This window comes from Mycetocola miduiensis, from assembly GCF_900115155.1.
Classification (GTDB): Bacteria; Actinomycetota; Actinomycetes; order Actinomycetales; family Microbacteriaceae; genus Mycetocola_A; species Mycetocola_A miduiensis.
Genome location: NZ_FOVM01000007.1, coordinates 154,490 through 178,202, shown reverse-complemented (window position 1 = coordinate 178,202; position 23,713 = coordinate 154,490). Strand labels below are relative to the sequence as shown.

21 protein-coding genes are annotated in these 23,713 nt (G+C 65.4%); 18 read left to right on the top strand and 3 right to left on the bottom strand.

Annotation, left to right across the window (positions count from 1 at the left end; genetic code table 11):
- Window positions 1-60: 60 nt before the first annotated feature.
- The 8 genes from leuS (at window position 61) to holA (ending at window position 11,348) form a co-directional block, all read left to right on the top strand.
- Complete coding sequence (gene leuS / locus BM197_RS12560) at window positions 61-2,613, top strand: leucine--tRNA ligase (protein ID WP_245762528.1); 2,553 nt, start codon at window positions 61-63, stop codon at window positions 2,611-2,613.
- A gap of 78 nt (window positions 2,614-2,691) precedes the next feature.
- The gene (locus BM197_RS16485) at window positions 2,692-3,687 is read left to right on the top strand and encodes a hypothetical protein (RefSeq protein ID WP_090712015.1); all 996 of its coding nucleotides are present in this window, start codon (window positions 2,692-2,694) and stop codon (window positions 3,685-3,687) included.
- Between the two features lie 114 nt (window positions 3,688-3,801).
- Complete coding sequence (locus tag BM197_RS12550; protein ID WP_245762527.1) at window positions 3,802-4,443, top strand: ComEA family DNA-binding protein; 642 nt, start codon at window positions 3,802-3,804, stop codon at window positions 4,441-4,443.
- 105 nt (window positions 4,444-4,548) lie between these two features.
- Window positions 4,549-5,874, top strand: a complete 1,326-nt coding sequence (locus BM197_RS12545) for an NUDIX domain-containing protein (protein WP_090712013.1) — start codon at window positions 4,549-4,551, stop codon at window positions 5,872-5,874.
- A 55-nt stretch (window positions 5,875-5,929) separates the two neighbouring features.
- Entirely contained in the window at window positions 5,930-6,889 is a 960-nt protein-coding gene (locus tag BM197_RS12540; protein ID WP_143095075.1) for a hypothetical protein, read from the top strand.
- A gap of 55 nt (window positions 6,890-6,944) precedes the next feature.
- On the top strand, window positions 6,945-7,721 hold the full coding sequence (locus BM197_RS12535; protein ID WP_090712010.1) for a pentapeptide repeat-containing protein: 777 nt from the start codon (window positions 6,945-6,947) through the stop codon (window positions 7,719-7,721).
- A 139-nt stretch (window positions 7,722-7,860) separates the two neighbouring features.
- Window positions 7,861-10,266, top strand: a complete 2,406-nt coding sequence (locus BM197_RS12530; RefSeq protein ID WP_143095074.1) for a ComEC/Rec2 family competence protein — start codon at window positions 7,861-7,863, stop codon at window positions 10,264-10,266.
- 53 nt (window positions 10,267-10,319) lie between these two features.
- Window positions 10,320-11,348, top strand: a complete 1,029-nt coding sequence (gene holA / locus BM197_RS12525) for a DNA polymerase III subunit delta (protein WP_090712006.1) — start codon at window positions 10,320-10,322, stop codon at window positions 11,346-11,348.
- A 287-nt stretch (window positions 11,349-11,635) separates the two neighbouring features.
- On the opposite strand, the gene rpsT is transcribed toward holA, so the two are convergent.
- Window positions 11,636-11,896 (bottom strand): 30S ribosomal protein S20, encoded by a 261-nt coding sequence (rpsT, locus tag BM197_RS12520; protein ID WP_090712004.1) that lies wholly within the window; start codon window positions 11,894-11,896, stop codon window positions 11,636-11,638.
- Between the two features lie 93 nt (window positions 11,897-11,989).
- Window positions 11,990-12,754 carry an alpha/beta fold hydrolase gene (locus tag BM197_RS12515; protein WP_090712001.1) on the bottom strand — a complete coding sequence of 255 codons (765 nt, stop codon included), beginning with the start codon at window positions 12,752-12,754 and terminating at the stop codon, window positions 11,990-11,992.
- Window positions 12,755-12,871: 117 nt separating this feature from the next.
- On the opposite strand from BM197_RS12515, the gene lepA reads away from it, so the two are divergent.
- Genes lepA through hemW form a run of 3 tightly spaced genes read left to right on the top strand, consistent with a single transcriptional unit; the run spans window position 12,872 to window position 16,618 of the window.
- On the top strand, window positions 12,872-14,722 hold the full coding sequence (gene lepA / locus BM197_RS12510; RefSeq protein WP_090712000.1) for a translation elongation factor 4: 1,851 nt from the start codon (window positions 12,872-12,874) through the stop codon (window positions 14,720-14,722).
- A 3-nt stretch (window positions 14,723-14,725) separates the two neighbouring features.
- A complete protein-coding gene (locus tag BM197_RS12505) occupies window positions 14,726-15,379 on the top strand; it encodes a DUF1990 domain-containing protein (protein ID WP_090711998.1) in 654 nt (217 codons plus the stop codon).
- A 15-nt stretch (window positions 15,380-15,394) separates the two neighbouring features.
- The gene (gene hemW, locus BM197_RS12500; RefSeq protein ID WP_090711996.1) at window positions 15,395-16,618 is read left to right on the top strand and encodes a radical SAM family heme chaperone HemW; all 1,224 of its coding nucleotides are present in this window, start codon (window positions 15,395-15,397) and stop codon (window positions 16,616-16,618) included.
- 52 nt (window positions 16,619-16,670) lie between these two features.
- Here hemW and BM197_RS12495 read toward each other — a convergent pair whose 3' ends face one another.
- Complete coding sequence (locus tag BM197_RS12495; protein ID WP_090711994.1) at window positions 16,671-17,321, bottom strand: DUF4870 domain-containing protein; 651 nt, start codon at window positions 17,319-17,321, stop codon at window positions 16,671-16,673.
- Between the two features lie 209 nt (window positions 17,322-17,530).
- Between BM197_RS12495 and hrcA the strand changes: the two genes are divergently transcribed.
- From hrcA to BM197_RS12460, 7 genes are all read left to right on the top strand, one after another.
- Complete coding sequence (gene hrcA, locus BM197_RS12490; protein WP_090711992.1) at window positions 17,531-18,553, top strand: heat-inducible transcriptional repressor HrcA; 1,023 nt, start codon at window positions 17,531-17,533, stop codon at window positions 18,551-18,553.
- 82 nt (window positions 18,554-18,635) lie between these two features.
- Complete coding sequence (dnaJ, locus tag BM197_RS12485) at window positions 18,636-19,727, top strand: molecular chaperone DnaJ (protein WP_090711990.1); 1,092 nt, start codon at window positions 18,636-18,638, stop codon at window positions 19,725-19,727.
- A gap of 1 nt (window position 19,728) precedes the next feature.
- The gene (locus BM197_RS12480; RefSeq protein WP_090711988.1) at window positions 19,729-20,463 is read left to right on the top strand and encodes a 16S rRNA (uracil(1498)-N(3))-methyltransferase; all 735 of its coding nucleotides are present in this window, start codon (window positions 19,729-19,731) and stop codon (window positions 20,461-20,463) included.
- Between the two features lie 47 nt (window positions 20,464-20,510).
- Window positions 20,511-20,864 carry an HIT domain-containing protein gene (locus tag BM197_RS12475; protein ID WP_090711986.1) on the top strand — a complete coding sequence of 118 codons (354 nt, stop codon included), beginning with the start codon at window positions 20,511-20,513 and terminating at the stop codon, window positions 20,862-20,864.
- A gap of 76 nt (window positions 20,865-20,940) precedes the next feature.
- Window positions 20,941-21,957, top strand: coding sequence for a PhoH family protein (locus tag BM197_RS12470; RefSeq protein ID WP_090712142.1), 1,017 nt, complete (start codon window positions 20,941-20,943; stop codon window positions 21,955-21,957).
- Window positions 21,954-22,418, top strand: coding sequence for an rRNA maturation RNase YbeY (gene ybeY / locus BM197_RS12465; protein WP_090711984.1), 465 nt, complete (start codon window positions 21,954-21,956; stop codon window positions 22,416-22,418). The genes BM197_RS12470 and ybeY overlap by 4 nt, the downstream gene beginning before the upstream one ends.
- On the top strand, window positions 22,418-23,713 hold the full coding sequence (locus BM197_RS12460) for a hemolysin family protein (RefSeq protein ID WP_090711982.1): 1,296 nt from the start codon (window positions 22,418-22,420) through the stop codon (window positions 23,711-23,713). Before ybeY ends, BM197_RS12460 begins: the two co-directional genes overlap by 1 nt.

Here is a 23,713-nt window from a genome sequence, read left to right as displayed (position 1 = left end):
CATGCGGAACGCCGAAGTGCCTCCACACAGGTCCTTTCCCCGCTTATGAATGAGAGCCACGTGTCACACGACGAGCAAACCCAGGTCGGACAGAAGTACGATTTCGCCGCTATCCAGGAGAAGTGGCTTCCGGTATGGGACCGGATGAAGCCCTTCGCGACGGACGACGAGAACGACAAGCGCCCGCGCAAGTATGTCCTTGACATGTTCCCGTACCCCTCAGGCGACCTGCACATGGGGCACGCCGAAGCGTTCGGCCTCGGCGATGTCGTGGCCAGGTACTGGCGCCAGCAGGGGTTCAACGTTCTGCACCCGATCGGCTGGGACTCATTCGGTCTTCCCGCCGAGAACGCCGCCATCAAGCGTGGCGTCGACCCGCGTCGCTGGACCTACGACAACATCGCGCAGCAGAAGTCCAGTTTCCGCACTTACGCGCCCTCGTTCGACTGGGATCGCGAGATCCACACCTCCGACCCCGAGTATTACCGCTGGACCCAGTGGCTGTTCCTGAAGTTGTACGAAAAGGGCCTGGCCTACCGCAAGGCGAGCCCGGTCAACTGGTGCCCGTTCGACCAGACCGTTCTGGCCAACGAGCAGGTCGTCGACGGTCACTGTGAGCGGTGTGGCAACCTCGTCACGAAGAAGAAACTCACCCAGTGGTATTTCCGCATCACTGACTACGCCGACCGCCTCGTCGACGACCTGAAGCAGCTCGAAGGCGCATGGCCGTCGAAGGTCATGAGCATGCAGCGCAACTGGGTTGGCCGATCCACCGGCGCCGACGTGAACTTCGTCATCGAGGGCAAGGCCGATCCGGTCGCCGTGTACACGACGCGCCCCGACACGCTTTACGGTGTCACCTTCATGGTCGTCGCCGCCGATTCTGAGCTCGCCGCCGAACTGGTCGCCGATGCACCGGATGCCACGAAGGCTGCGTTTGCGGAGTATGTCGACCGCGTCAAAGCGGAGACCGACATTGAGCGTCTCAGCACGGAACGGGAGAAGACCGGAGTCTTCCTGGAGCGCTACGCGACCAACCCGCTCAACGGCGAACGCCTGCCGATCTGGGCGTCCGATTACGTGCTCGCCGACTACGGGCACGGCGCGATCATGGCTGTTCCGGCCCACGACCAGCGCGACCTTGACTTCGCCCGCGCTTTTGACCTGCCCGTGCGCGTCGTCGTCGACACCAGCCAGCCGGTCACCGGAGCGATCCCTGTGCTCGTCGACGGCGAGCTCCCCGACGACCTGCCGCCCCTCGACCCGAAGGTCACTGGAGAAGCGCTCGTCGGCCCCGGCCGGTTGATCAACTCGGGCCCGTTCAACGGCCTGAGCAAGAACGTGGCGATCGCGAAGATCACCGACGCACTCACGGCATCCGGGCTCGGTGAAACCGCGAAGAACTACCGGCTGCGTGACTGGCTGATCTCCCGCCAGCGCTACTGGGGAGCACCGATCCCGATCATCCACTGTGAGGTGTGTGGTGAAGTCCCCGTTCCCGAGGACCAGCTCCCCGTCGAGTTGCCGCCTGCAGAGGGTCTCGACCTGCAGCCGAAGGGCACCAGTCCGCTCGGTGCGGCCGAGGACTGGATCAACGTGCCGTGCCCCCGTTGCGGAGCAGCAGCCAAGCGCGACTCCGACACGATGGACACGTTCGTCGACAGCTCCTGGTACTACCTGCGTTACCTCAACCCGCAGTCAGACACCATGGCGTTCGACCCGGCCCAGGCCGACAAGTGGGCACCGGTCGACCAGTACGTCGGCGGTGTTGAGCACGCGATCCTGCACCTGCTCTACTCACGGTTCATTACAAAGGTCCTCTACGACCTCGACTACCTGAGCTTCACCGAACCGTTTACCTCTCTGCTCAACCAGGGAATGGTGCTCATGGACGGCGCGAAGATGTCGAAGAGCCGTGGCAACCTCGTCGAATTCGCCAGCGAGCTCGAGAGATACGGGGCCGACGCATTGCGCGTCACCCTCGTCTTCGCCGGACCGCCCGAAGACGACATCGATTGGGCGGATGTCTCCCCAGCCGGGTCCGCGAAGTTCCTCGGTCGGGCATGGCGCGTAGCCCACGATGTGACCAGCGCCCCGGACGTGCTCTGGAAGACGGGCGACCCGGCGCTGCGCCGCGTTACCCACCGCTTCCTTGCCGACGCACCGGGGCTCGTCGAATCGTTCAAGTTCAACGTCGTAGTCGCCCGTCTGATGGAACTCGTCAACGCGACTCGCAAGGTGATCGACACCGGTGCAGGCCCGGCGGATGCTGCCGTCCGCGAAGCCGCTGAGGTCACCGCCGTCGCCCTCAACCTGTTCGCGCCATACACAGCCGAGGACATGTGGGAGATGCTCGGCTATGAGCCGACGGTGTCCCACGTCACCTGGCGCAAGGCCGACCCGACACTTCTGGTGGAGGAGTCTGTGACGTGCGTCGTGCAGGTCGACGGTAAGGTCCGCGACCGCCTCGAGGTATCGCCGAAGGTGTCGACGGATGAGCTCGAATCGCTCGCCCGCGCGTCTGCGGCCGTGCAGCGCGCCGTCGGAGACCGGACCATCGTAAACGTGGTCGTCCGGGCACCGAAGATCGTGAGCATCGCCACCAAACCGTAGGGGTCGCCACCGCACAGGATCAGGGTTGCGCACCTCGACAACGTGGAGGAACGTAGGTGTTGTAGTCGGAGGTGCGATGTGGATGCCGACACTCAACCAGTAGCTTCAACACCCGTAGCTTCAACACCGTGGTATCTCAAGGGAAAGACGCTCCTGATCACCGCTGGAGCGCTGGCGGCTGCTCTGCTGGGCGTGATTAACCTGTGGGACAGAGTCTTCCCGGCTGACCCGGGGGATGTTGCACGGGTCGAGTCGGTCGTGCTCACCAAGCTGACCTCTCTCGGTGACTTCACATCCGCCGACCTCGGCAAAGACCTTCACCTTGAACCAGCTCCGGAAGGGGCTGGAGCACCTCGAATGGTCGCAGACCTCGGGGCCTGGGGGAGGAACAGTGCTGTGACGCCGAGCGCGCCACCGTCGGACCCCGCGCACCCTGCTGCTACCGACACTCCGGCCCCGACGCCTACCGACACCCCGACGCCGGGACCGGAGACGCCAACCGTGCCGCCAACATCCGACACACCGACGCCGACCTTCACAGAGTCCCCGCTTGAGCGTCTCGTGCGACAGCGCCCGACCCTGGAGTACATCCAGGCGGTCGGGGATCAGCCGGTACTTAGCGATTACGAAGACGGCGTGGCAGACCGGATGCCCGGGGTCGCGTTCAACCTGACGGTGGACGCTGAAGCCGAAGGCAACGAGGGCAAACAGGTGCCTCCGGAGGAGTTGGCCACGATTTTAGCGGAGGCGTTCGCGGAGGTCGAGGCGATAGAGGACCCGACGGGGCTGGACCCGCTCGGCTGGACCGTCGCGGTGCGACTCAACCTCGAAGGAGTCAAAGGAGTACCCGTGCTCCTGACCTGGTCGCTCGACGGGGTCGATGTTCCCGAGAACTGGAAGGCCGACAAACTCGCCTACCGGGTCATCGCCTCGACACCGCACGACGCCGGAAGTGTCGAACTGTGGATTCCCGACCTCAGCGTCCCTGGCACCTACAACGTGAACGTCAAGCTGGTCTTCGAATCCAATGGCGAGACCGCCGACATCGCGACACTGACCCTCCCCGAGGACTAGCAGGAGACCTCGGGCGAGCTGCCGGTCCTGCACAGGGGCCGCCAGGCATACGCTTGTCCACACATCGGGCCGCCGTTGCGGGGGATGCTCGGACCGAGCGCTTGACTGGACGTCATGGCCAGGCACGCTTCCGCGCGGTCGCCGGGAGCGGCATCCGTTCTCCCCGTAACGCTGGCGACGCGACGACCTCGAGGCGTGCGGATCGGTGTCGGTGCCCTGCTTGTGCTGATGCTCGCCGGGCTGCTCACCGCGATCGTCGTTTCCCTGCTCGGAGCGACGGGTCAGGCCCGCCCGCTGCCTCCTGCCGCAACAACCGGGATCGACGAGGCCGGCGGGGCTGCTCTGTACGTTCACATCCTTGGCGCCGTTGCGAGCCCAGGGGTCTACCAGTTCCGTGACGGCGAACGAGTGGTCGACGCCATCGCGGCCGCCGGTGGCTTCACGCCCGAGGCTGACCAGAAGACGGTCAACCTCGCCCGTTTCCTGAGCGACGGTGAGCAAATCGTCGTGTCGGTGCAGGGTGCCGACCCGCCGCCATCTGAACCGGGAGCAGCCGCACCTGGCGGCAAGGTGAACATCAATACGGCGTCGAGCGCCGAACTCGACACGCTCCCACGGGTCGGCCCAACCATGGCCGCGCGGATCATCGCCTGGCGTGAAGCGAACGGGCGGTTCCGAAGCGTTGACGATTTGCTCAATGTCCCCGGCATCGGCGACAAGACGTTCGAATCGCTCAAGGATCTGGTGTCGGTATGAAATGGAGCCCGGTGTGGGGAGGATTGACACTGCCGACAGGGTCCGGGCACGCTGAGTCTGACGGCATCGCCGCGTCACACGGCGAGTCGGTCGTGGAGGAGACCGATGACTTCCGAGCCGAAGGCAGACGAACGACTCATCGTCGGGGGGCTCGTCTTCGCGAGCGGGAACAGGTCGCGCCTTCGGCGGAAGCCATTGCTGGCGGTTGTCCGCCATCGCTCAACGACTGGGCGGACGGAGTGGACGCTGCCTCAGGGTGAGGTTCTCCGCAGCGACCGCACCCTGCGAGACGCCGCGTTGAGGGTGGTGAGCACAGAAATCGCCAGCCCAGTCTCGTCGTCACGATTCGCCGACATCGTCGACGACCAGCTCGGTGGCGACGCTCGCGTTGGTCTCTTCTGGGTTATGGAACCTGCCGAATCTCAGCGGCACCAAACGGATTCCGAGAATGACGCGAAGGTGCGCTGGGTTCCGGTCGACGAGGCGCCCAGCCTCCTGACTCGCGCAGGGGAACGGGAGCTCCTGCGTTTCGCGCCCGGCAGAGCGCCATCCGATGATGCTGGCCGGACACGTCCGCCGCTTTTCGGCACCCGGCGGAACGACCCGCAACTTCGCCGGCTCGCCGAAGAGATCGATGATCTCGCATCCCAGTTGCGCGAGGCGCCTCCTTCAGAAATCAGTGAAGCCGCTGACCGCGCTGCTGTGTCCCTGGCTGCCGACCACATCCGCCGAGCGCGGCGGGCTCTATTCGTCGGTGACGTCGACACAGGCTGGGGTCAGGCGTTCCGGGCTCGCGAGGCGCTCGTTGCGCGGATGTCGGATGATGAGGTCGTCTACACCGCTCTGTCGCTGAGATCTGAGGTCGTCGCAAGCGACAAGATCAAGCAATGGCGGCAGGACGCCGTGACGGCTCTCGTGAAACCGATACTCGACAGAGAGAGACGCCCGTGGTTACGCACGCCGCCGCGAGGGAACCGGGATGCGCTGAGAGAGGCGCTCCTGATCAGGAATGAGAGTTTCTCCAACGAATACCGCAAACTGACCATCCTCCGACGACACCAGAAGCACCTGCTGTGGACGGGTGTTGTTGCACTTGCACTGGTTCTGGCGTCCCTGATCGGGATCGGATTCCTGCGAGAACCCATCGCTGATCGGTGGCTGGCATTCGCGGCTCTCGCGACGGGTGTTGTCGGCGCTGTCGTCAGCGCGGCGCAGCGCTCGACCCGCGTGCCGCAGATGCGCATCCCGCAGGCATACAACTCGTATGTTTCGTCATTGTCGCGGGTCGCCATCGGGGGAGTGGCGGGGCTGCTTGTCTTCCTCGCGGCCTCGGCGGTCGAGGGACAGCAAATCAACGCCGCCTCGATATTGATAGCGGCGTTCGGAGCCGGCTTCGCCGAACGACTCGTAACCGAAAGGCCATCCTCCTGATCGTGGACCCCACGGGCCCCGTGGGGGTTCCGGCGGTAACAGGGCAGTAACGGTCGTGCCCGTACGATCCCTGCAGCGAAGTTCACGGAGGACGTCCCCCCAGAACCGCCTCGCGAACGAACGGTTCTTCTACCCGAATGCCGCAAGCACGGCCTGGTGGTGGTGGTGGAGCTCGTACAACACGGCTTTGAGTGCCGTACGCCAGCCTCTGCTCTCCGTGGCGCGCGATCCTCGACTGGCGCTCCTTGCGCCTCCTGGCAGCCGCTCCGTTCGAACCGTCGCCGAACGATTCGGAGCGGACGAGTCGGAGGCACAGCAGCGTCGGGGATTCGTCTCGCTCGGAGGCGAGGGCCGCCAGGTGACCGTCGGCGACGATGGAGAGGTCACAGCGATCCTCGCATCCCCGAACACCCAGAACCGGTCACCGATCAGCCGCCGCGCCGCTATCAGCGTCGCAGAAGGTGCCCTACGGCGATACGGCCTCGACTCGGACGCTGATTTCCTCCTCGACAGGGTCGTGGACATTCAGGAAGGCGGCGGTTCGGAGAAGGGCGACGGGTCCGCAGAGGGCCCATTCACGACAGGCAAACTCGTTCAGTACCGCCAGAAGATCAATGGACTGCCGGTCATCACACCAGGTTCCGGGGCGGTGCAGGTGACCCTCGACAACGACGGTACGGTCACGCAGGTCCGCGCAAACACCCGGGAAGTACAAGAGCTTTCGGACCAGCCGCGGGCTTTCACGCCGGAGCCTTCGCCGTCCGGCGACAAGAGCACTACGAATGAGGTGAGAGATCCCGATTCGGCCCTGGCGCAGGCGTTCAGCGAACGGCTGCGAAACTCGCTTCTTCGAGGACCCGCCCCCATCGGATTCACGACGGTCCCCGGCACCTATGAAATCGGGTACGACATCCGTGGGTCGGAGGCGATCCTCATTGCTCAGCGAGCCGTTCAGGTCGACTTCGACGGGGGATACAGCAAGCGGTATTGGGTCAAGGCGCCTCTGTTCGCCTGACGCTGGTCCACTGCGGATGAATGGGTGGCGGATGAACGGGAGGAATAATCGGTAGATGGCGCAATGGACCCGGCAGCAACTGCAGGAGCTCATCAGCAACGGACAGCCGCTGCCGTCGCTGAACGGCGCCGACCTCATCGATCAGGACCTCAGCGGTCTCGATCTCGCTCGCGCCGACCTTTCCTACGCGCACTTCGAAGGAGCCGATCTCAGCGAGGCCACTCTGAGGGGTGCGATTCTCTTCGGCGCTAAGGGATCGGGTTCCTGTTTGCGACGCGCTGACCTGCGCAACACGAACCTCACCGCGGCGGATCTTTCCCAATCGGATCTCACCGAGGCGCTGCTCGACGGCGCCAATCTCAGCGGCACGAACCTGAGCGGGGCGTGGGGCGTCGACCGCGGTTCTCTGGCAGTCGCTGGAGCCATTGCGCACGCTGATGCGGATAAGGAGATCCGGATCGACCCCACAACGCGGGCGGCACCAGTGGACCTGCACACCGGGGACGTGCTCAGGATCGACGTTGTGCAACCGGCTGGCGGGTACCAATGGGCGGTCGTTGAGCCTCCCGATCCTGTGCTCGATGCTGCGGAACCGGAACGTCACGAGCGCACTGCGGAGGTGCGCGAAGGGCAGGGCCCGCTCGGCGCTGAGGCCGCGGTGACGCTGCGATTCCGAGCCCGTCGTCCGGGCCAGGTGTCGCTCCGGCTGGTCCTCGCACGGCAATGGGAGCACGGTGAGCCGCTGAATGAGGTGGCAGTCGACGTGCGGGTGCTGCCGACACCCGCGCTGCCGGCATCCGCGCCGGGTGAAGGCAGGCGCCGAAAGGGTTAGGGCATGGCTCCTTCACAGAGACGTCCAGGCGTGGACGGCATCCACTGTTCGGGGCTGAGTGCCGTAGGAACAGGTCGAAACGCGGTTCGCTGGACCGTATGGCCCGACACCTTTCCACGATCGCGCAGCGGGGTTCGGTGTGAACCCGGCACATCGGCTGGTATTTCCGGCTGCGGCGGCGTGGATCACGGCAGTAATTGTCGTGGGATTCCCGGATGCCGCGTGGGCCGTCAGCATCGCCGGCTTCGCGATGATGGCTGCGGCCGGAATCGTCGCGGTGACACGACCCCGTCAGCGTGGGGAGTCGCCGTGCGGGCGGTCCGCCTGGTGGGCAATGCTCACCGTCACACTGCTGGCGGTTTCGCTCGCTGCCACTGCAGTGGCAGCGCGTGAGGGAGCGAGGTCTCCGGAGATACTCCTCGCAGCGGCGGATGCCGGTCGGACGGTGACCGTTCGCGTGACGGTCACCGAAAAATCCGTCGTCGACGCCTCGCGGGGAGGATCGGTCTGGGACCGGTCGACGCAGCAGCCGACGGCAGGAGGTTCTGGCGCGTCGGACGACGAAACTGCTCAGCGAATCCATGCCACAGTCACCGAGGTAGAGCTCGGTGCTGCGCGCGTCTCCGTGTCTGTTCCGATCGTGCTGTTCATAACCGTGACCAAGCGGCATCCGGTGCCCATCGGGTCCGTACTGGAAGCCGAGGCGGTCCCTCGTGCGACGGAGCAGGGGGACGACGCCGCCTTTCTTCTCTTCGCCGGGCGACCCGCGGCTATTCTCGAAGGCCCGCCGTGGTATCTCGCGTGGGCCGGTGACATGCGAAAGGGGCTCGTCGGGTTGGCGGAAAACCTGCCTGGCGGGGGAGGAGAGCTTCTCCCGGGGCTCTCCACCGGCGACACCACGGCGGTGAGCGACGAACTCGACCAGTCGATGAAAGCCAGTTCGCTGAGCCACCTGACCGCGGTCTCCGGCGCCAACTGTGCCGTCATCGTCGCTGTGCTGACGGCCCTCCTCGCTGCACTCAGGGCACCGCGATGGCTCCGGATTTCGGGTGCGCTCGTCGGGCTCGGTCTCTTCGTGATCCTTGTGACACCGGAACCGAGCGTGATCAGGGCAGCACTCATGGCGCTTGCCGTGCTACTTGCCCTCGGCGCCGGCAGGCCGTCAGCAGGGCTACCCGTCCTGAGCCTCGTCGTGATCATGGTGGTGATCGGCGACCCCTGGCTGTCCCGTACCTACGGTTTCGTGCTGTCCGCGCTCGCGACCGGCGGGCTTCTCATCCTCACCCGGCCTATCACGCGGATGCTTGCGGCCTGGATGCCGCATTGGCTGGCCGCCGCATTCGCTCTGCCGTTGGCCGCGCAGCTGGCGTGTCAGCCGGTACTGATCCTGCTAGCGCCCACCATCCCGGTTCTCGGGGTGCCGGCGAATCTCCTTGCGGCGCCTGCCGCGCCGATCGCCACTCTGCTCGGACTGGCTGCGTGCATTCTGGCGCCCGTTCTTCCTCCGGTTGCCGTCGTGCTGGCCTGGCTTGGCTGGCTGCCGGCGGCCTGGATCGCCGCGATCGCAACCACGGTGAACGGGCTTCCCGTGAACCGCCTGCCGTGGCTGCCGGACGCGGAAGGGGCGCTCCTTCTCGCCGCCCTGACCACCGTCCTGATCCTCGGGGTGCGTTCAGCGTTGATCGGTAGGCGCGTGATCGCCGGGCTCTGCACTGGGGTACTCGTGCTGTCCGGCGGGGCATACGCCGGGAGTCTCGCCGGTCCCCGCATCGGTCAGGCAATGTCGATGCCCAGCGACTGGACATCAGCAGCCTGCGACGTCGGCCAGGGCGATGCAATCCTCGTCCGCGACGGGGGAGCGGTGGCTCTTCTCGACACCGGGCCAGATCCAGTGCTTCTGACCACGTGCCTGGACGCCATGTCGATCGGCCGGCTCGATCTGCTCGTCCTCACCCATTTCGACCTCGACCACGTCGGCGGCGTGTCGGCGGTGATCGGCCGGGTAAATCTCGCGCTCGTCGCCGAACCGGTGAACCCATCGGACGCGCGCATCCTCGCCGATCTCGCCGCCGGAGGAGCCAGCATCCGACGGGCGACCGCTGGGCTCTCCGGAACCCTCGGCGCGTCGCGCTGGGGGGTGCTCTGGCCTCCACCCCGGGCCGGACCGTTGTGGACCGGCAACAGCGGAAGCGTGACTCTTCTTTTCGAATCGCCAGCCGGTGCCCGGTCGCTCTTTCTCGGCGACCTCGACGAACGCGCCCAGGAGCGGATCGTCGCCGGCCACGCGATCGGCGGTCCCGTCGACCTGGTGAAGATGGCGCACCACGGGTCCGCCGACCAAAGCGAGCGAATGTATACCGTTGCGGCGGCGCGGGTGGCGCTCATCCCGGTCGGCGCCGACAATCGTTACGGGCATCCGACTCCCGCAGCGCTGGAGCTGCTCACGGCGGCAGGTAAGGCGGCGTTCCGCACCGACACCTGCGGGATGATCGTCGTCGGCGCTCTGGAGACCGAGCCGGTGGTATGGACCGCCAGGCCGTGCTGACGCGCCCGGTGTCGGCTGTCGCCGGTAGGCTGAATGCATGAGGACGGTGGACTGTGGCAGCTGCGCGTAGCGCGACATCAGCGAAAGCGGGCGCAAAAGTAGCGATCCCGCAATTGAGCTGGAATGCGATCCGCCCGGCCCCGGTTGTGCTGGTCTCCGGACCAGAAGGGTTCCTCGCCGACCGCGCGATCCGGATGCTCCGCGACTATCTCCGGGTCGAAGACCCGAGCCTCGAAGTCAACGACATCGAAGCCGACAGCTACACACCGGGAGAACTGCTGACGCTGGCGAGTCCCTCCCTGTTCAACGAACCTCGAATGATCCGGGTGACGAACGTGGAGAAGTGCTCTGACGGGTTCCTCACCGAGGCTCTGGCGTATCTCGAATCGCCGGCTGAGGGAGCATACGTCGTGCTCCGCCATGCCGGGGGAGTGCGCGGCAAGAAGCTCCTCGACGCGGTTCGCGCTTCCAAGGCGTCGGCAATCGAAGTGGTGTGCGCCGAGCTCAAGAAAGAGAGCGACAAGTACGATTTCGCCGCAGCAGAGTTCAAGACGGCAGGCAAAGCGATCCGCCCGGCCGCACTCAGAGCCGTGGTCTCGGCGTTCTCGGATGACCTTGCCGAACTCGCCGGGGCGTGCGCCCAACTGATCGCCGACAGTGGCACAGAAGTAACCGAGGCCACGGTCACCCGTTACTACGGCGGGCGGGTCGAAACGAATGCGTTCACGGTCGCTGACGCAGCGATCGCCGGCCGGTACGCGGAGGCCCTCGTCGGCCTTCGCCACGCTCTCGCATCCGGGGCGGACCCCGTGCCGATCGTCGCAGCGTTCGCCAGTAAGCTCCGCACGATGGCGAAAGTGCAAGGTGGCCGGGGTTCGTCGGCCGATCTCGCGCGTCAGTTTGGTCTTGCCCCCTGGCAGGTCGACCGCGCCCGCCGCGACCTCTCGGGCTGGACCGACCAGGGACTTGGACGGTGCATCCAGGTTCTTGCCGACACGGATGCCAGCGTCAAGGGAGCGGGTCGCGACCCGGTCTACGCGCTCGAGCGCATGATCCATACGATCGCGCGCCGCGGGCGCTGACCAGGACGGACCGGACGACAGTTCGTGGGGGTTCGATCGGTCCCAAAGGGTGGTTCCGCTGATCGATTGGTCCCGAAGGGTGGTTCGCGGCGACCATCAACAGTCTTTTGGGCCCGATCGCGCCATCCAGCCGGTTGACCGCCGATCGAGTGGTCGCAAAGGGTGCTCCACCGTGGCAGGCGACAGCACTTTGGGCCTAGTCGGCGATAGCACCCGCCAAACCGCCGACGCCTTAACCACCACAGGCCCCGCCGAAGCGGAGCCTGTGGTGAATGAGAAAGTGCTGCCTAGAGCGAAGCAACCTTCTTGGCGAGAGCCGACTTGCGGTTCGCTGCCTGGTTCTTGTGGATGACGCCCTTGCTCACGGCCTTGTCGAGCTTCTTCGCGGCGGTCTTCAGGGTCGACTCAGCCTGAGCCTTGTCACCGGCGAGCACGGCCTCGCGAGTCTGGCGGACGAGAGTCCGCAGCTGGCTCTTGATCGCCTTGTTGCGCTCCGTTGCCTTCTTGTTGGTGCCGATTCGCTTGATCTGCGACTTAATGTTTGCCACGTTTGTACGCTTCCGTTTGTTCGAATGGGATGTGCCACTGGGCGAGAGAGGGCGCTTCGCGGCGAAAATCGTGCGGGGCAACCCACACGCAAGTCAAGGAGTAACGATACCAGTCCCGGTGCCATTCTCTGAAATCTGCGGCGAATCGACGGTCAATGCTCTCGCGGCATCCGTCACCGCCCGGGTGAACTCGTCGGGTTTGACGAGACTCACGAGGTGTGTAGCCCTCGGCACGACGACGACGGATGCATCCGGTCGCGCCCGGAGGAATGCCCGCTGCGACAGGCGGAAATGGTCCAACCCACCCATGACAAACCACACCGGCCCCGGGTAGCGGCGGAGTCCGTCGAGCGGGTCGAGCGTACCGACCGCCGTGAGTGCTGAGTCCATGACCTCGAGCGCAACACCACCCGCCGCCATGTCGGCGACGCCCTCGGCAGGAAGGAAACGACGGGCCATCGCGTCGTTGAGCCACGCCCCCCGGTCGGGCAGGCGATGGATGCCCCGGGCGAGCGCGCGATAACCCCACAAGCCGACCCCGCGGGGCAGCGTCTGGCAACTCGCCGCCACGAGTCCTGTGACACGACCGGGTTTCTGGCCGGCGTAATGGATGGACAGGTACCCACCGAGAGACAGGCCGACCAGCAGAACGGGTCCCTTATGGCGCGAGACGGCATCGTCGATGGCGGCCATCGCGGCATCGATCGTGAATTCTTCGCCGATGCGGGTGCCGTGCCCGGGAAGATCCGGAGCATCCACCACGAACCCGGCGGCCTGCAGGTCCTGAACCTGTCGCCGCCACATCGTTCCGGACGTACGGATGCCATGGACGAGCACAATCGCGGGCAGGGCAGCCATGCTGTCATTGTGTCACCGGAGTGAGACAGGGTCGAGATGCGGACTCACCGGTGGGCGGTTCATGGGACAATAGGGAGTTAGTCCATCCCCACCCAGCCATAGATCCCTGAGGAACGCGTGAGCCCCAAAGCTGTGAAGGCACTCGAGCCTGCCGCTACCGACCCGTCGTTCATCCGCAACTTCTGCATCATCGCGCACATCGACCACGGCAAGTCGACACTGGCCGACCGGATGCTGGGCGTGACGGGTGCCGTCGCCGATCGCGACATGCGCGCCCAGTACCTCGACCGGATGGACATCGAGCGCGAACGCGGAATCACGATCAAGAGCCAGGCCGTGCGGATGCCGTGGGAACTTGACGGACAGACCTACGCGCTCAATATGATCGACACCCCGGGGCACGTCGACTTCACCTACGAGGTCTCCCGGTCGCTCGCCGCGTGCGAGGGCGCGATCCTCCTCGTCGACGCCGCCCAGGGCATCGAAGCGCAGACCCTCGCCAACCTGTACCTGGCGATGGAGAACGACCTCGAGATCATCCCGGTCCTCAACAAGATCGACCTCCCGGCCGCTGACCCGGAGAAGTACGCCAAGGAACTCGCCAACCTCATCGGCGGTTCCCCCGACGACGTCCTCAAGGTCTCCGGCAAGACCGGTGCCGGTGTCGAGGAACTGCTTGACCGGGTCGTCCAGCGCATCCCGAACCCGGTCGGCAACCCGGATGCCCCGGCCCGGGCTATGATTTTCGACTCCGTCTACGACACCTACCGCGGCGTCATCACCTACGTCCGGATGATCGACGGACACCTCAGCCCGCGCGAACGCATCCAGATGATGTCGACGAGGGCCGTCCACGAACTCCTCGAAATCGGCGTCAGTTCGCCTGAGCCGTCCCCGACCAAGGGGCTCGGCGTCGGCGAGGTCGGGTACCTCATCACAGGCGTGAAAGATGTCCGCCAGTCGAAGGTCGGTGACACGGTCACCACAGCAGCGAAGCCGTCCACTGAGGCGCTTCCCGGCTACACCGACCCCAAGCCGATGGTCTTCTCCGGTCTGTACCCGATCGATGGAAGCGATTACCCGGTTCTGCGCGACGCGCTCGACAAGCTCAAGCTTTCGGATGCGTCCCTCAACTACGAGCCTGAGACATCCGTCGCCCTCGGATTCGGCTTCCGCTGCGGATTCCTCGGCCTGCTCCACCTGGAGATCGTCACCGAACGTCTCGAGCGAGAATTCAACCTCGACCTCATTGCCACGGCACCGAGCGTGACCTATGAGGTCACCACCGACGACAAGAAGACCGTCACGGTGACCAACCCGAGCGAGTTCCCGGGCGGAAAGATCGCGTCAGTTGAAGAGCCCATGGTCAAGGTCGGCATCCTCGCCCCGAAGGATTACGTCGGCACGATCATGGAACTCTGCCAGGGCCGCCGTGGTGCCCTCCTCGGCATGGAGTACTTCGGTGAGGACCGAGTCGAGCTGCGTTACACGATGCCGCTCGGTGAGATCGTCTTCGACTTCTTCGACCACCTCAAGAGCCGCACCCAGGGCTACGCCTCGCTCGACTACGAACCCTCCGGTGCGCAGACAGCCGACTTGGTCAAGGTGGATATCCTCCTTCAGGGGGAGCAGGTGGATGCGTTCAGCGCGATCGTCCACCGCGATAAGGCATACGCCTACGGCGTGCTGATGACGGAACGGCTGAAGAAGCTCATCCCGCGCCAGCAGTTCGAGGTCCCCATCCAGGCTGCCATCGGAGCGCGGATCATCGCTCGTGAGTCCGTCCGGGCGATGCGCAAGGACGTTCTCGCCAAGTGCTACGGCGGCGACATCAGCCGTAAGCGCAAACTGCTCGAGAAGCAGAAAGAAGGCAAGAAGCGCATGAAGATGGTCGGCAGGGTCGAGGTCCCGCAGGAGGCCTTCATCGCCGCGCTGTCCGGAGAGACCGAGACGAAAGAAAAGAAGTAGCGGATGCGGCGAAGTAACTTCGAGGACCAGCCCGTCGATTACGCGGCGGTCGGCGCAACACAGGCGCACGACCTGCTGCAGTACCCGCCGCGCGGTTTCACGCCGTTCGAAGCATCCACCCGACTGGGCAGCGGTGAGGAGCGGTTCGCGGCCGCATCGGCCTCGTTGCTCAGCTGGGATATCCAGAGGCTCTCAGGACTCGACGTACTCGACGTGAAGGCTGACTCCAGCCAGCGCTACGGCGGCATCCGTTATGACGAAGACGGCACGGCGCTCGAGCCGATCGCCGTGTCGAGCGAACAGCGATTCGCCGCTGACGGGACCCCGTACGTCGCCTCCGGGTCCACGGCTCGACTGCGCGGGCGGGTCGGTTCTTTCTCCATCGACGAACGGATCCGGGTCGTCTTCGTTCTAGAAGAACCCACCGTCGTCGCGTTCGCCTACGGCACGGTCGGCGGTAACCGGGTCAGCGGCGAAGAGCTTTTTCGCGTGGAACACCGCGACGACGACTCCGTCTGGCTCGGCGTGCGCTCGTTCACGCGCCCGGTTTCGCTCGCGTACCGGTTGTTCCCGCCTCTACTGAAATTGCGGCGGAAGGCGTTCACGACGGCGTACCTCCGCGCACTGTCGCCGCTGTGGGCGAACCCGGCGGCCTGACGTGCGGCACCACTGATGGCCGGTCCCCAGTTGATCGCCGACCCGGCACCCCTCGACGGTGCACTGCCCGGCTCGGTGCTCGACGGCGCAGATGCCCGGATGCTCTCGGTCTACCTCCACGTTCCGTTCTGCCGGGTGCGGTGCGGCTACTGCGACTTCAACACCTACACGGCGACAGAACTGCGTGGAGCGAAACAGTCGGATTATGCAAGCGAGGCGTCCGCGGAAGTAGCGTTCGCCGGAGCCACGCTCCGCTCGAGCGGACTCCCTGCACGTCCGGCGTCGACCGTGTTCTTCGGCGGCGGGACCCCGACCCTGCTCCCAGCCGGTGACCTCGTCAGGATGCTCGAGTCGGTCCGCACGTCGATCGGGCTGACAACGGATGCCGAGATCACGACCGAGGCGAACCCGGACTCGGTCGACGCCGACTACCTGACGACTCTGGCCGACGCTGGGTTCACCCGCGTTTCGTTCGGAATGCAGTCGGCGGTGCCGCACGTGCTGGCGACACTCGAGCGGACGCATGACCCCGACCGTGTGCCGCTCGTCGTCGAATGGGCGCGCCGTGCCGGCCTGCAGGTGAGCGTCGACCTGATCTACGGCACCCCCGGAGAGAGCCTCGACGACTGGACCCGGTCGGTCGACGCCGCCCTCGCAACGAACCCCGACCACCTCTCCGCCTACTCCCTGATCGTCGAAGCGGGCACCAAGCTTGCCCGGCAGATCAAGTCTGGGCTCGTCAGCCAACCCGACGAAGACCTCCAGGCCGATATGTACGAACTGGTGGACGCCAAGCTCGAGGCCGCCGGTTTCTCTTGGTACGAAGTGAGCAACTGGGCCAAAGGGCCCGAGTCCCGTTCGCGGCACAACCTCGCATACTGGCAGAGCCAGGACTGGTGGGGAATCGGCCCGGGCGCGCACAGCCATGTCGGCGGCGTCCGCTGGTGGAACGTCAAGCATCCGGCCGCATACGCCGGTCGGATGAGTGACGGTGTGTCACCCGGAGCGGGCCGAGAGACCCTCTCGGCCGAGACCCGGGAACTGGAACGGATCCTTCTTCTCAGCCGGACGCGGGACGGCATCCTGATCTCGACACTGCCGGCTGATGCCCGTGTCGCCGTGGCCGGCCTCATCGCTGACAACCTTGTTAACGCCGAAGCCGCCCTGCGCGGGAGAGTGGAACTGACCCTGCGAGGGCGGCTTCTTGCTGATGCGGTGGTCCGCCGGCTGACCGTGTGAGCCGGCCGGCGAACCGTCCGCCGAGTGCTTCTTCGCGATGCTCCTTCGCGCGCTACTTCACCATGCGGATGGCGTGGAAGTAACGGTACGCCTCACCGTTGTTGACCTTCACACCGCCGATGATGCCGAAGATCACGCCGAGGACTCCGACGATCCAGGCCAGCGGCCATAGCAGGAAGCCGATCAGCACGATCGAGAGGATCGCACCGAGGATGTAGAGGCCGATGACGTAGATCGTCACGGTCAGCTGGAAGTTCAGCGCCTCCTTCGACTCCTGGCGCGTGAACGGGCCGCGGTCCTTGAAGACGAGGTAGATGATGAGTGGCGCGATCCAGCCCGCGGTTCCTGCACCGAGGAAGGCGCCGAGGGCACCACCGAAGTGGGCGAACGACGCCCACTGCTTGTCTTCGGCTTGGGTCAGCGGGGCTGCGCCGCTCGGCTGCCCCTGGTACTGGTACTGCTGCGGCGGAACCGGACCACCGTATGGCTGCTGCCCGTACTGCGGCGGCTGGCCGTATGGCTGTCCAGGAGGTGGCTGCTGCCCGGGGTGCGGCTGTCCGGCGGGGGGCTGCTGGCCAGGGTACGGCTGCCCGGGCTGGGGCTGCTGGCCGCCGTATGGGGGCTGGCCGGCGGCGGGGCCCTGCGGCGCCTGGGGAGGGTTCTGGGAAGGGTCAACCGGGGGTTGCGCGTTGGGGTCGGTCATGGCCAAGCCTTTCGATCGATGACGCTTCTTGCTGCGGGGCCCGATCGCCTCAACACGGGGCGGGCGGGCGGTGGTTGGGCTTCTGCTAAAAGTAACGCTGTTCAGGGCGTTCGGCAATTACCTCGTGTGTGTGGCTCACGCTAGAATTGGCACTCGGGTACTTTGAGTGCCAACCATGTGGACGCGATTTCAGCGGGAGAGGTGCAGGGATGGTTTCCGACCGCAGCCTCGAAGTGCTCCGGGTCATTGTTCAGGACTACGTCGCGAGTCGTGAACCCGTAGGGTCGAAGGCGATCGTCGAGCGGCACTCGTTCGGTGTATCCGCAGCCACGATCCGCAACGACATGGCGCAACTCGAAGATGAGGAGCTGATCTCCGCTCCCCACACCTCGTCAGGGCGCATTCCGACGGATAAGGGCTACCGCCTCTTCGTCGACCGGCTCGCCGACCGCAAGCCGCTCTCTGAAGCGCAGCGTGAAGCCATCCGGACCTTCCTCGGCCAGTCCGTCGACCTCGACGACGTCCTCATGCGCACAGTGCGACTGCTGTCGCAGATCACCAACCAGGTCGCGATCGTGCAGTACCCGTCCTTCGCGAGGGCGCAGGTCCGCCATGTCGAACTGGTGAGCCTGACTGACCGGCGCGTCCTGACGGTTCTTATCACCGACACAGGCAGGGTTGAGCAGCAGGTCGTCGAGATCGAGCAGCCGGTCGACGCCGAGCGACTCGAGCGGGTCAAAAGCAAGCTCAACGCGTTGCTCGGTGGCGCCAGCGTCGAAGCATCCGCTGGGATCCTCAAGCAGGCCCGCACAGAGGCCGCTCCAGAAGACCAACCGCTCACGGCGCGGATCACCCAGGCCCTCGCGGAAGGCTTCGCGCAATACCGACACGACAAGCTCGTGATGGCCGGTGCCGCGAACCTCGCCCGCACCGAAGAAGACTTCTCCGGCAGTATCTACCCGGTGCTCGAAGCGCTCGAACAGCAGGTCGTGCTGCTGCGTCTGTTCGGCGAGATGGACGTCGACCGAGGGGGAGTGTCAGCCTCCATCGGGCGCGAGAATGAGTCGTTCGGACTCGGTGAAACGTCGGTCATCGCCAGCAACTATCGTTCCTCTGCTGGCGAACTTGCCAGGTTGGGCGTGCTCGGACCGACGAGAATGGATTACACCAACAACCTCGCCGCCGTGCGAGCCGTTGCCCGCTACTTGTCCCGCCTGCTCGGCGAGGACTGACCCCGCTGCCGTGCTCGGCACAGAGCATCATCCCCGGTCGTCCAGCGAGCACAGCGACGACCCTCACAACGAAAGGCCTTGAGTGGCTGACCATTACGAAGTTCTCGGAGTGTCCCGCGAGGCGACCACCGATGAAATCAAAAAAGCCTACCGGCGCCTGGCGCGAGAGTTGCACCCCGACGTAAACCCGGGCGCAGAAGCATCCGAGCGGTTCAAAGAGGTGACCCACGCATACGACGTGCTCAGCGACGCGAAACAGCGTCAGCAGTACGATCTCGGCGGATCAGGCGGGATGGGCGGCGGATTCGGCGGATTCGGCGACATCTTCGACACCTTCTTCGGCGGCCAGCAGCAACGCGGACCCAAGTCCCGTCGCGAGCGCGGCCAGGACGCTCTCCTTCGGGTCGAGGTCGACCTCGCCGAAGTCATCTTCGGAACCCACCGTGACCTTGAGGTCGACACCGCGGTGCTGTGCGGCACCTGCCAGGGTTCTTGCTGCCAGCCGGGAACCTCACCGGTCACCTGCGACATCTGCCGCGGCACCGGGTCGATCCAGCGCGCCGTCCGCTCCCTCCTCGGCAACGTCATGACGTCCACGCCCTGTGGAACCTGCCGCGGCTACGGAACCGTCATCCCGCACCCCTGCGTCACCTGCCAGGGCCAGGGTCGAGTCCGCGACCGTCGCACAGTCCCTGTCGACATCCCGGCCGGTGTCGACACCGGCCTGCGCCTGCAGATGCCGGGCAGCGGAGAGATCGGCCCAGCCGGTGGACCCCACGGTGACCTGTACCTTGAAATAAAGGTACGGAGCGACGAACGGTTCAGCCGCAACGGCGACGACCTGCTCTGCACGCTGGACGTTCCCATGACGGATGCCATCCTTGGCGTTACGACGACCATCCACGCCCTCGACGGAGACGTCGACGTCGAACTGAAGCCGGGAGTCCAGAGCAACGAGGTCCTCACGGTGAAGGGCAGAGGCGTGACGAAGCTTCGCGGCAACGGTCGCGGTGACCTGCGCATCGGCGTCCAGGTGGTCACCCCGACCCGTCTCGACCACCGTGAGAAAGAACTGATCAAAGCGTTCGCTGCAGGACGGGACCAGAAGTCGACCCAGCTCGGTTCGTTCCAGCAGGGGCTCTTCGCCAAACTGCGCGACCGCTTCCTGAGCTGACATGAGCAGCCTGTACCTCCGTGAGGATCTCGCGACAGCAGACGAGGGTGCCCTTGTCGAACTCGTGGGCGCTGAAGCGAAGCACGCCGTCACCGTCAACCGTTCGCGTGTCGGAGACGACATTCGGATCGGCAACGGGCGAGGGCTGCTCGTCACCGGGGTGATCGAATCCGTTGAGCCGGGGCACCTGGGAGTTCGTGCGATCACAGTCACGGTTGAAAAGGAGCCGTCGCCACGCCTCGTGCTGGTGCAGGCGCTGGCCAAGGGTGACCGCGACGAAATGGCGATCCAGGCCGCGACCGAACTCGGTGTCTCCGCGATCATCCCGTGGGCGGCATCGAGGAGCGTCTCCCGGTGGGAAGGACCGAAAAAGGAGAAAGGTCGTCTCCGTTGGGAGACGATCGTACGCGAAGCATCCAAGCAGTCCATCCGCTCCTTCGTGCCACCGGTTTCACCGATCGCATCGACCGCTGACCTTTCCCGGCTCGCCGGAACAAGCCGCGTGGTGCTTCTCGACCCGACAGCCTCCGAACCGCTCAGTCAGATCGACGTCGCCAGCGACGACCGTGACCTTCTTCTGATTGTCGGGCCGGAGGGCGGGATCAGCGACGCGGAACTGGACAGCCTCACGGCAGCCGGCGCGCTCCGGACCCGCCTCGGTGACACCGTGCTGCGGACATCATCCGCCGGACCGGCAGCCCTCGCCGTGCTCAACGTGCGACTCGGGCGCTGGTGACCCCCACCGGCCGCCCACCGGCCGGCCGAGCTTCGTAGGATAGGAACATGTCGACGACAGAACCCAGCATCTTCACCCGCATCATCTCGCGCGAAATCCCGGCCAGCATTGTGGCCGAGACCGACCGGCTGATCGCGTTCAACGACATCGCGCCGAAGGCGCCCGTGCACATCCTCGTCGTCCCCAAGACACCCGACTACGCGAACGTCGCTGAACTTGCGGTCGGGGACCCACAGCTCCTGGCCGAAGTCGTCAACCTGGCCCAGCAGATCGCCAACGAACACGGCGGCCAGTACCGACTCATTTTCAACACGGGCGAGAAAGCCGGCCAGACCGTCTTCCACGTCCACGCCCACATTCTCATCGGCGACCTCGGAGAGGATCCACGTGCCGACCTCTAGTGACCCAGTATCCGACAGCGGACCGTTCGCCGAACCGGCGGCTGCAGAAGCAAAGCTCCACGTCGACGGAGTGGCCATGGTCCGTCTCCTCGGCGCCCAGGACCGGCTCCTGACAACAATCGAAACGCAGTACCCGGCGGTGGAACTGCATGTCCGTGGCAATGAGATCACCCTCACCGGCGATGCCACCCAGGTTCGGGCAGCCCACAACCTCATTGCCGAACTGATCGACATGGTGAAGCAGGGACAGGACCTCGAGCCCGTCGAAGTCCTGTCATCGGCTCGCATCCTGGAGGACGGCTCCGGAAAGCCCGCCGACCTCCTCGGGCAGGCCATCCTCACGTCGCGTGGTCGGAGCATCCGCCCGAAGACCCTGGGACAGAAGCAGTACGTCGACGCCATCGACGAGAACACGATCGTGTTCGGGATCGGTCCGGCCGGTACAGGCAAAACCTACCTGGCGATGGCCAAAGCCGTGCAGGCGCTGCAGCGTAAGGAAGTCGAGCGGATCATCCTGACCCGCCCGGCCGTCGAAGCCGGTGAGCGGCTCGGGTTCCTGCCCGGCACCCTCACCGACAAGATCGACCCGTATCTGCGGCCGCTATTCGACGCCCTCAACGAGATGATGGACCCGGAACTGGTACCGAAGCTGCTCGCAGCGGGCACCGTCGAGGTCGCACCGCTCGCGTACATGCGCGGTCGGACGCTGAACAACTCGTTCATCGTGCTCGACGAAGCCCAGAACACTACGCCTGAGCAGATGAAGATGTTCCTTACCCGGCTCGGTTTCGGTTCGAAGATGGTCGTCACCGGTGACATCACCCAGATCGACCTGCCGGCCGGCTCGTCAGGGCTCCGACTCGTCACCCGGGTGCTTGCCAACGTCGACGACATCCACTTCTCCCAGCTGACCAGCGACGACGTCGTTCGCCACAACCTCGTCGCGCGCATCGTCGACGCCTACAGCGAGTACGACCAGGTCAAGCAGGCTGAACGGTTTGAACGGGGCCAGGCCCAGGAGTTCGCCAATCGTGCCGAACGGCGAGGCTCCACACCGCGCGACCGGATGCCCAGAAGGGGCAAGAGTTCATGAGTATCGAGATCAACAACGAATCCGCCATCCCGGTCGATGAAGCGGCGCTGCTCCGCCTCGCCGATTACGCCCTTGGCGCCATGCACGTCAGCCAGGAGGCCGACCTCAACATCGTCCTCGTCGACGAAGCCGCGATGGAACAGCTCCACGTCCAGTGGATGGACGAACCAGGCCCCACCGATGTGCTCAGCTTCCCGATGGACGAGCTGCGCCCCGGCACCGAGGACACTCCAACGCCGGCCGGGCTTCTCGGCGACATCGTGCTGTGCCCACAGGTCGCCGAAGCGCAGGCTGAAACGGCCGGGCACTCGACGCTCCAGGAGCTTCTGCTCCTGACCACCCACGGCATCCTCCACCTTCTCGGCTTCGACCACGCCGAACCGGCTGAGGAGCGGGAGATGTTCGGAATCCAGCGCGACATCCTGCTCGGTTTCTCGGTGCAGGAGCGTTCCACCCGGTGATGATCCTCTACTGGTTCATCGGCGTCGCCCTGCTGCTCGTCGCGTTCGGCGGGTTGATGGCGGCTGCGGACGCAGCGATCAGCGTGACCTCGCGCGCGGTGATGGCCGAGCTCGCCGAGTCGTCCCGGAACCCCGCGTACCTGCGCGCTATCGCTGAAGACCCGGGGGCGCACCTCAACGCCATCAACTTCATCCGGGTACTTGCCGAGACCACCGCCGCCGTGCTCGTCACCCTCGCGTTCGCCTTCACCATCGACGAACCCTGGCTGGTCCTGCTGTACTCGGCCCTGATCATGACCGCTGTGTCGTTCGTGCTCGTCGGCGCCAGCCCGCGCAGCTTCGGCCGTTCCCACGCCGAGGGGCTCCTGCGCATCGTCGCACCGGTGATCCGCGCCGTGCGGGTGCTCCTCGGCCCGCTGGCCAACGCCCTCGTGGCGTTCGGTAACCGGGTCACCCCTGGGGTGGCGCGCGAAGCATCCTTCTCCTCGGAGGAGCAGCTTCTCAACATGGTCGACGAGGCCACCGAGCTCGATGTGCTCGAAGAAGACGACCGGGAACTCATCCACTCCATCTTCGAATTCAACGAGACGGTGGTCCGTGAAGTCATGGTCCCGAGGACCGACATGGTCACCGTCGATGCCAACGTGTCCGTGCAGCAGGCGATGAGCCTGTTCCTGCGCACCGGGGTGTCGCGCATCCCCGTCACCGATGGTGAGGTCGACGAGGTCACCGGCGTGCTGTATCTCAAGGATGTCGTGCGACTCAGCCACGAAGGTGACGCCGCAGCGAACAGCGTGAGTGTGCGCGCCCTCGCGCGCCCAGCACTGTTCGTGCCCGAGTCGAAGAAGGCCGATTCGTTGCTGCAGCAGATGCAGCTCGAATCCAACCACCTCGCCATGGTCGTCGACGAGTACGGCGGAATCGCCGGCCTCGTGACCCTCGAGGACCTGCTCGAAGAGCTCGTCGGTGACATCTCCGACGAGTACGACACCGACACACCGGATGTCGAAAAGCTTAACGACGACGAATACCGCGTGAGCGCCCGGCTGCCGGTGGACGAGCTCGGCGAACTGTTCGACCTGGAAATGGATGACGATGAAGTCGACACCGTCGGCGGGCTCCTCACCAAGGTGCTCGGACGGCTGCCTGTCGCCGGTTCGATCGCCGAAACCGACGGCCTGAGGCTCACCGCAGAACGTACCGAGGGCAGGCGCAAGCGCGTGAGCACGGTGATCGTGACACGGACCGCGGCACTGCGGGACGTGCAGAGATCATATGAATCGATTGAGGAGTAG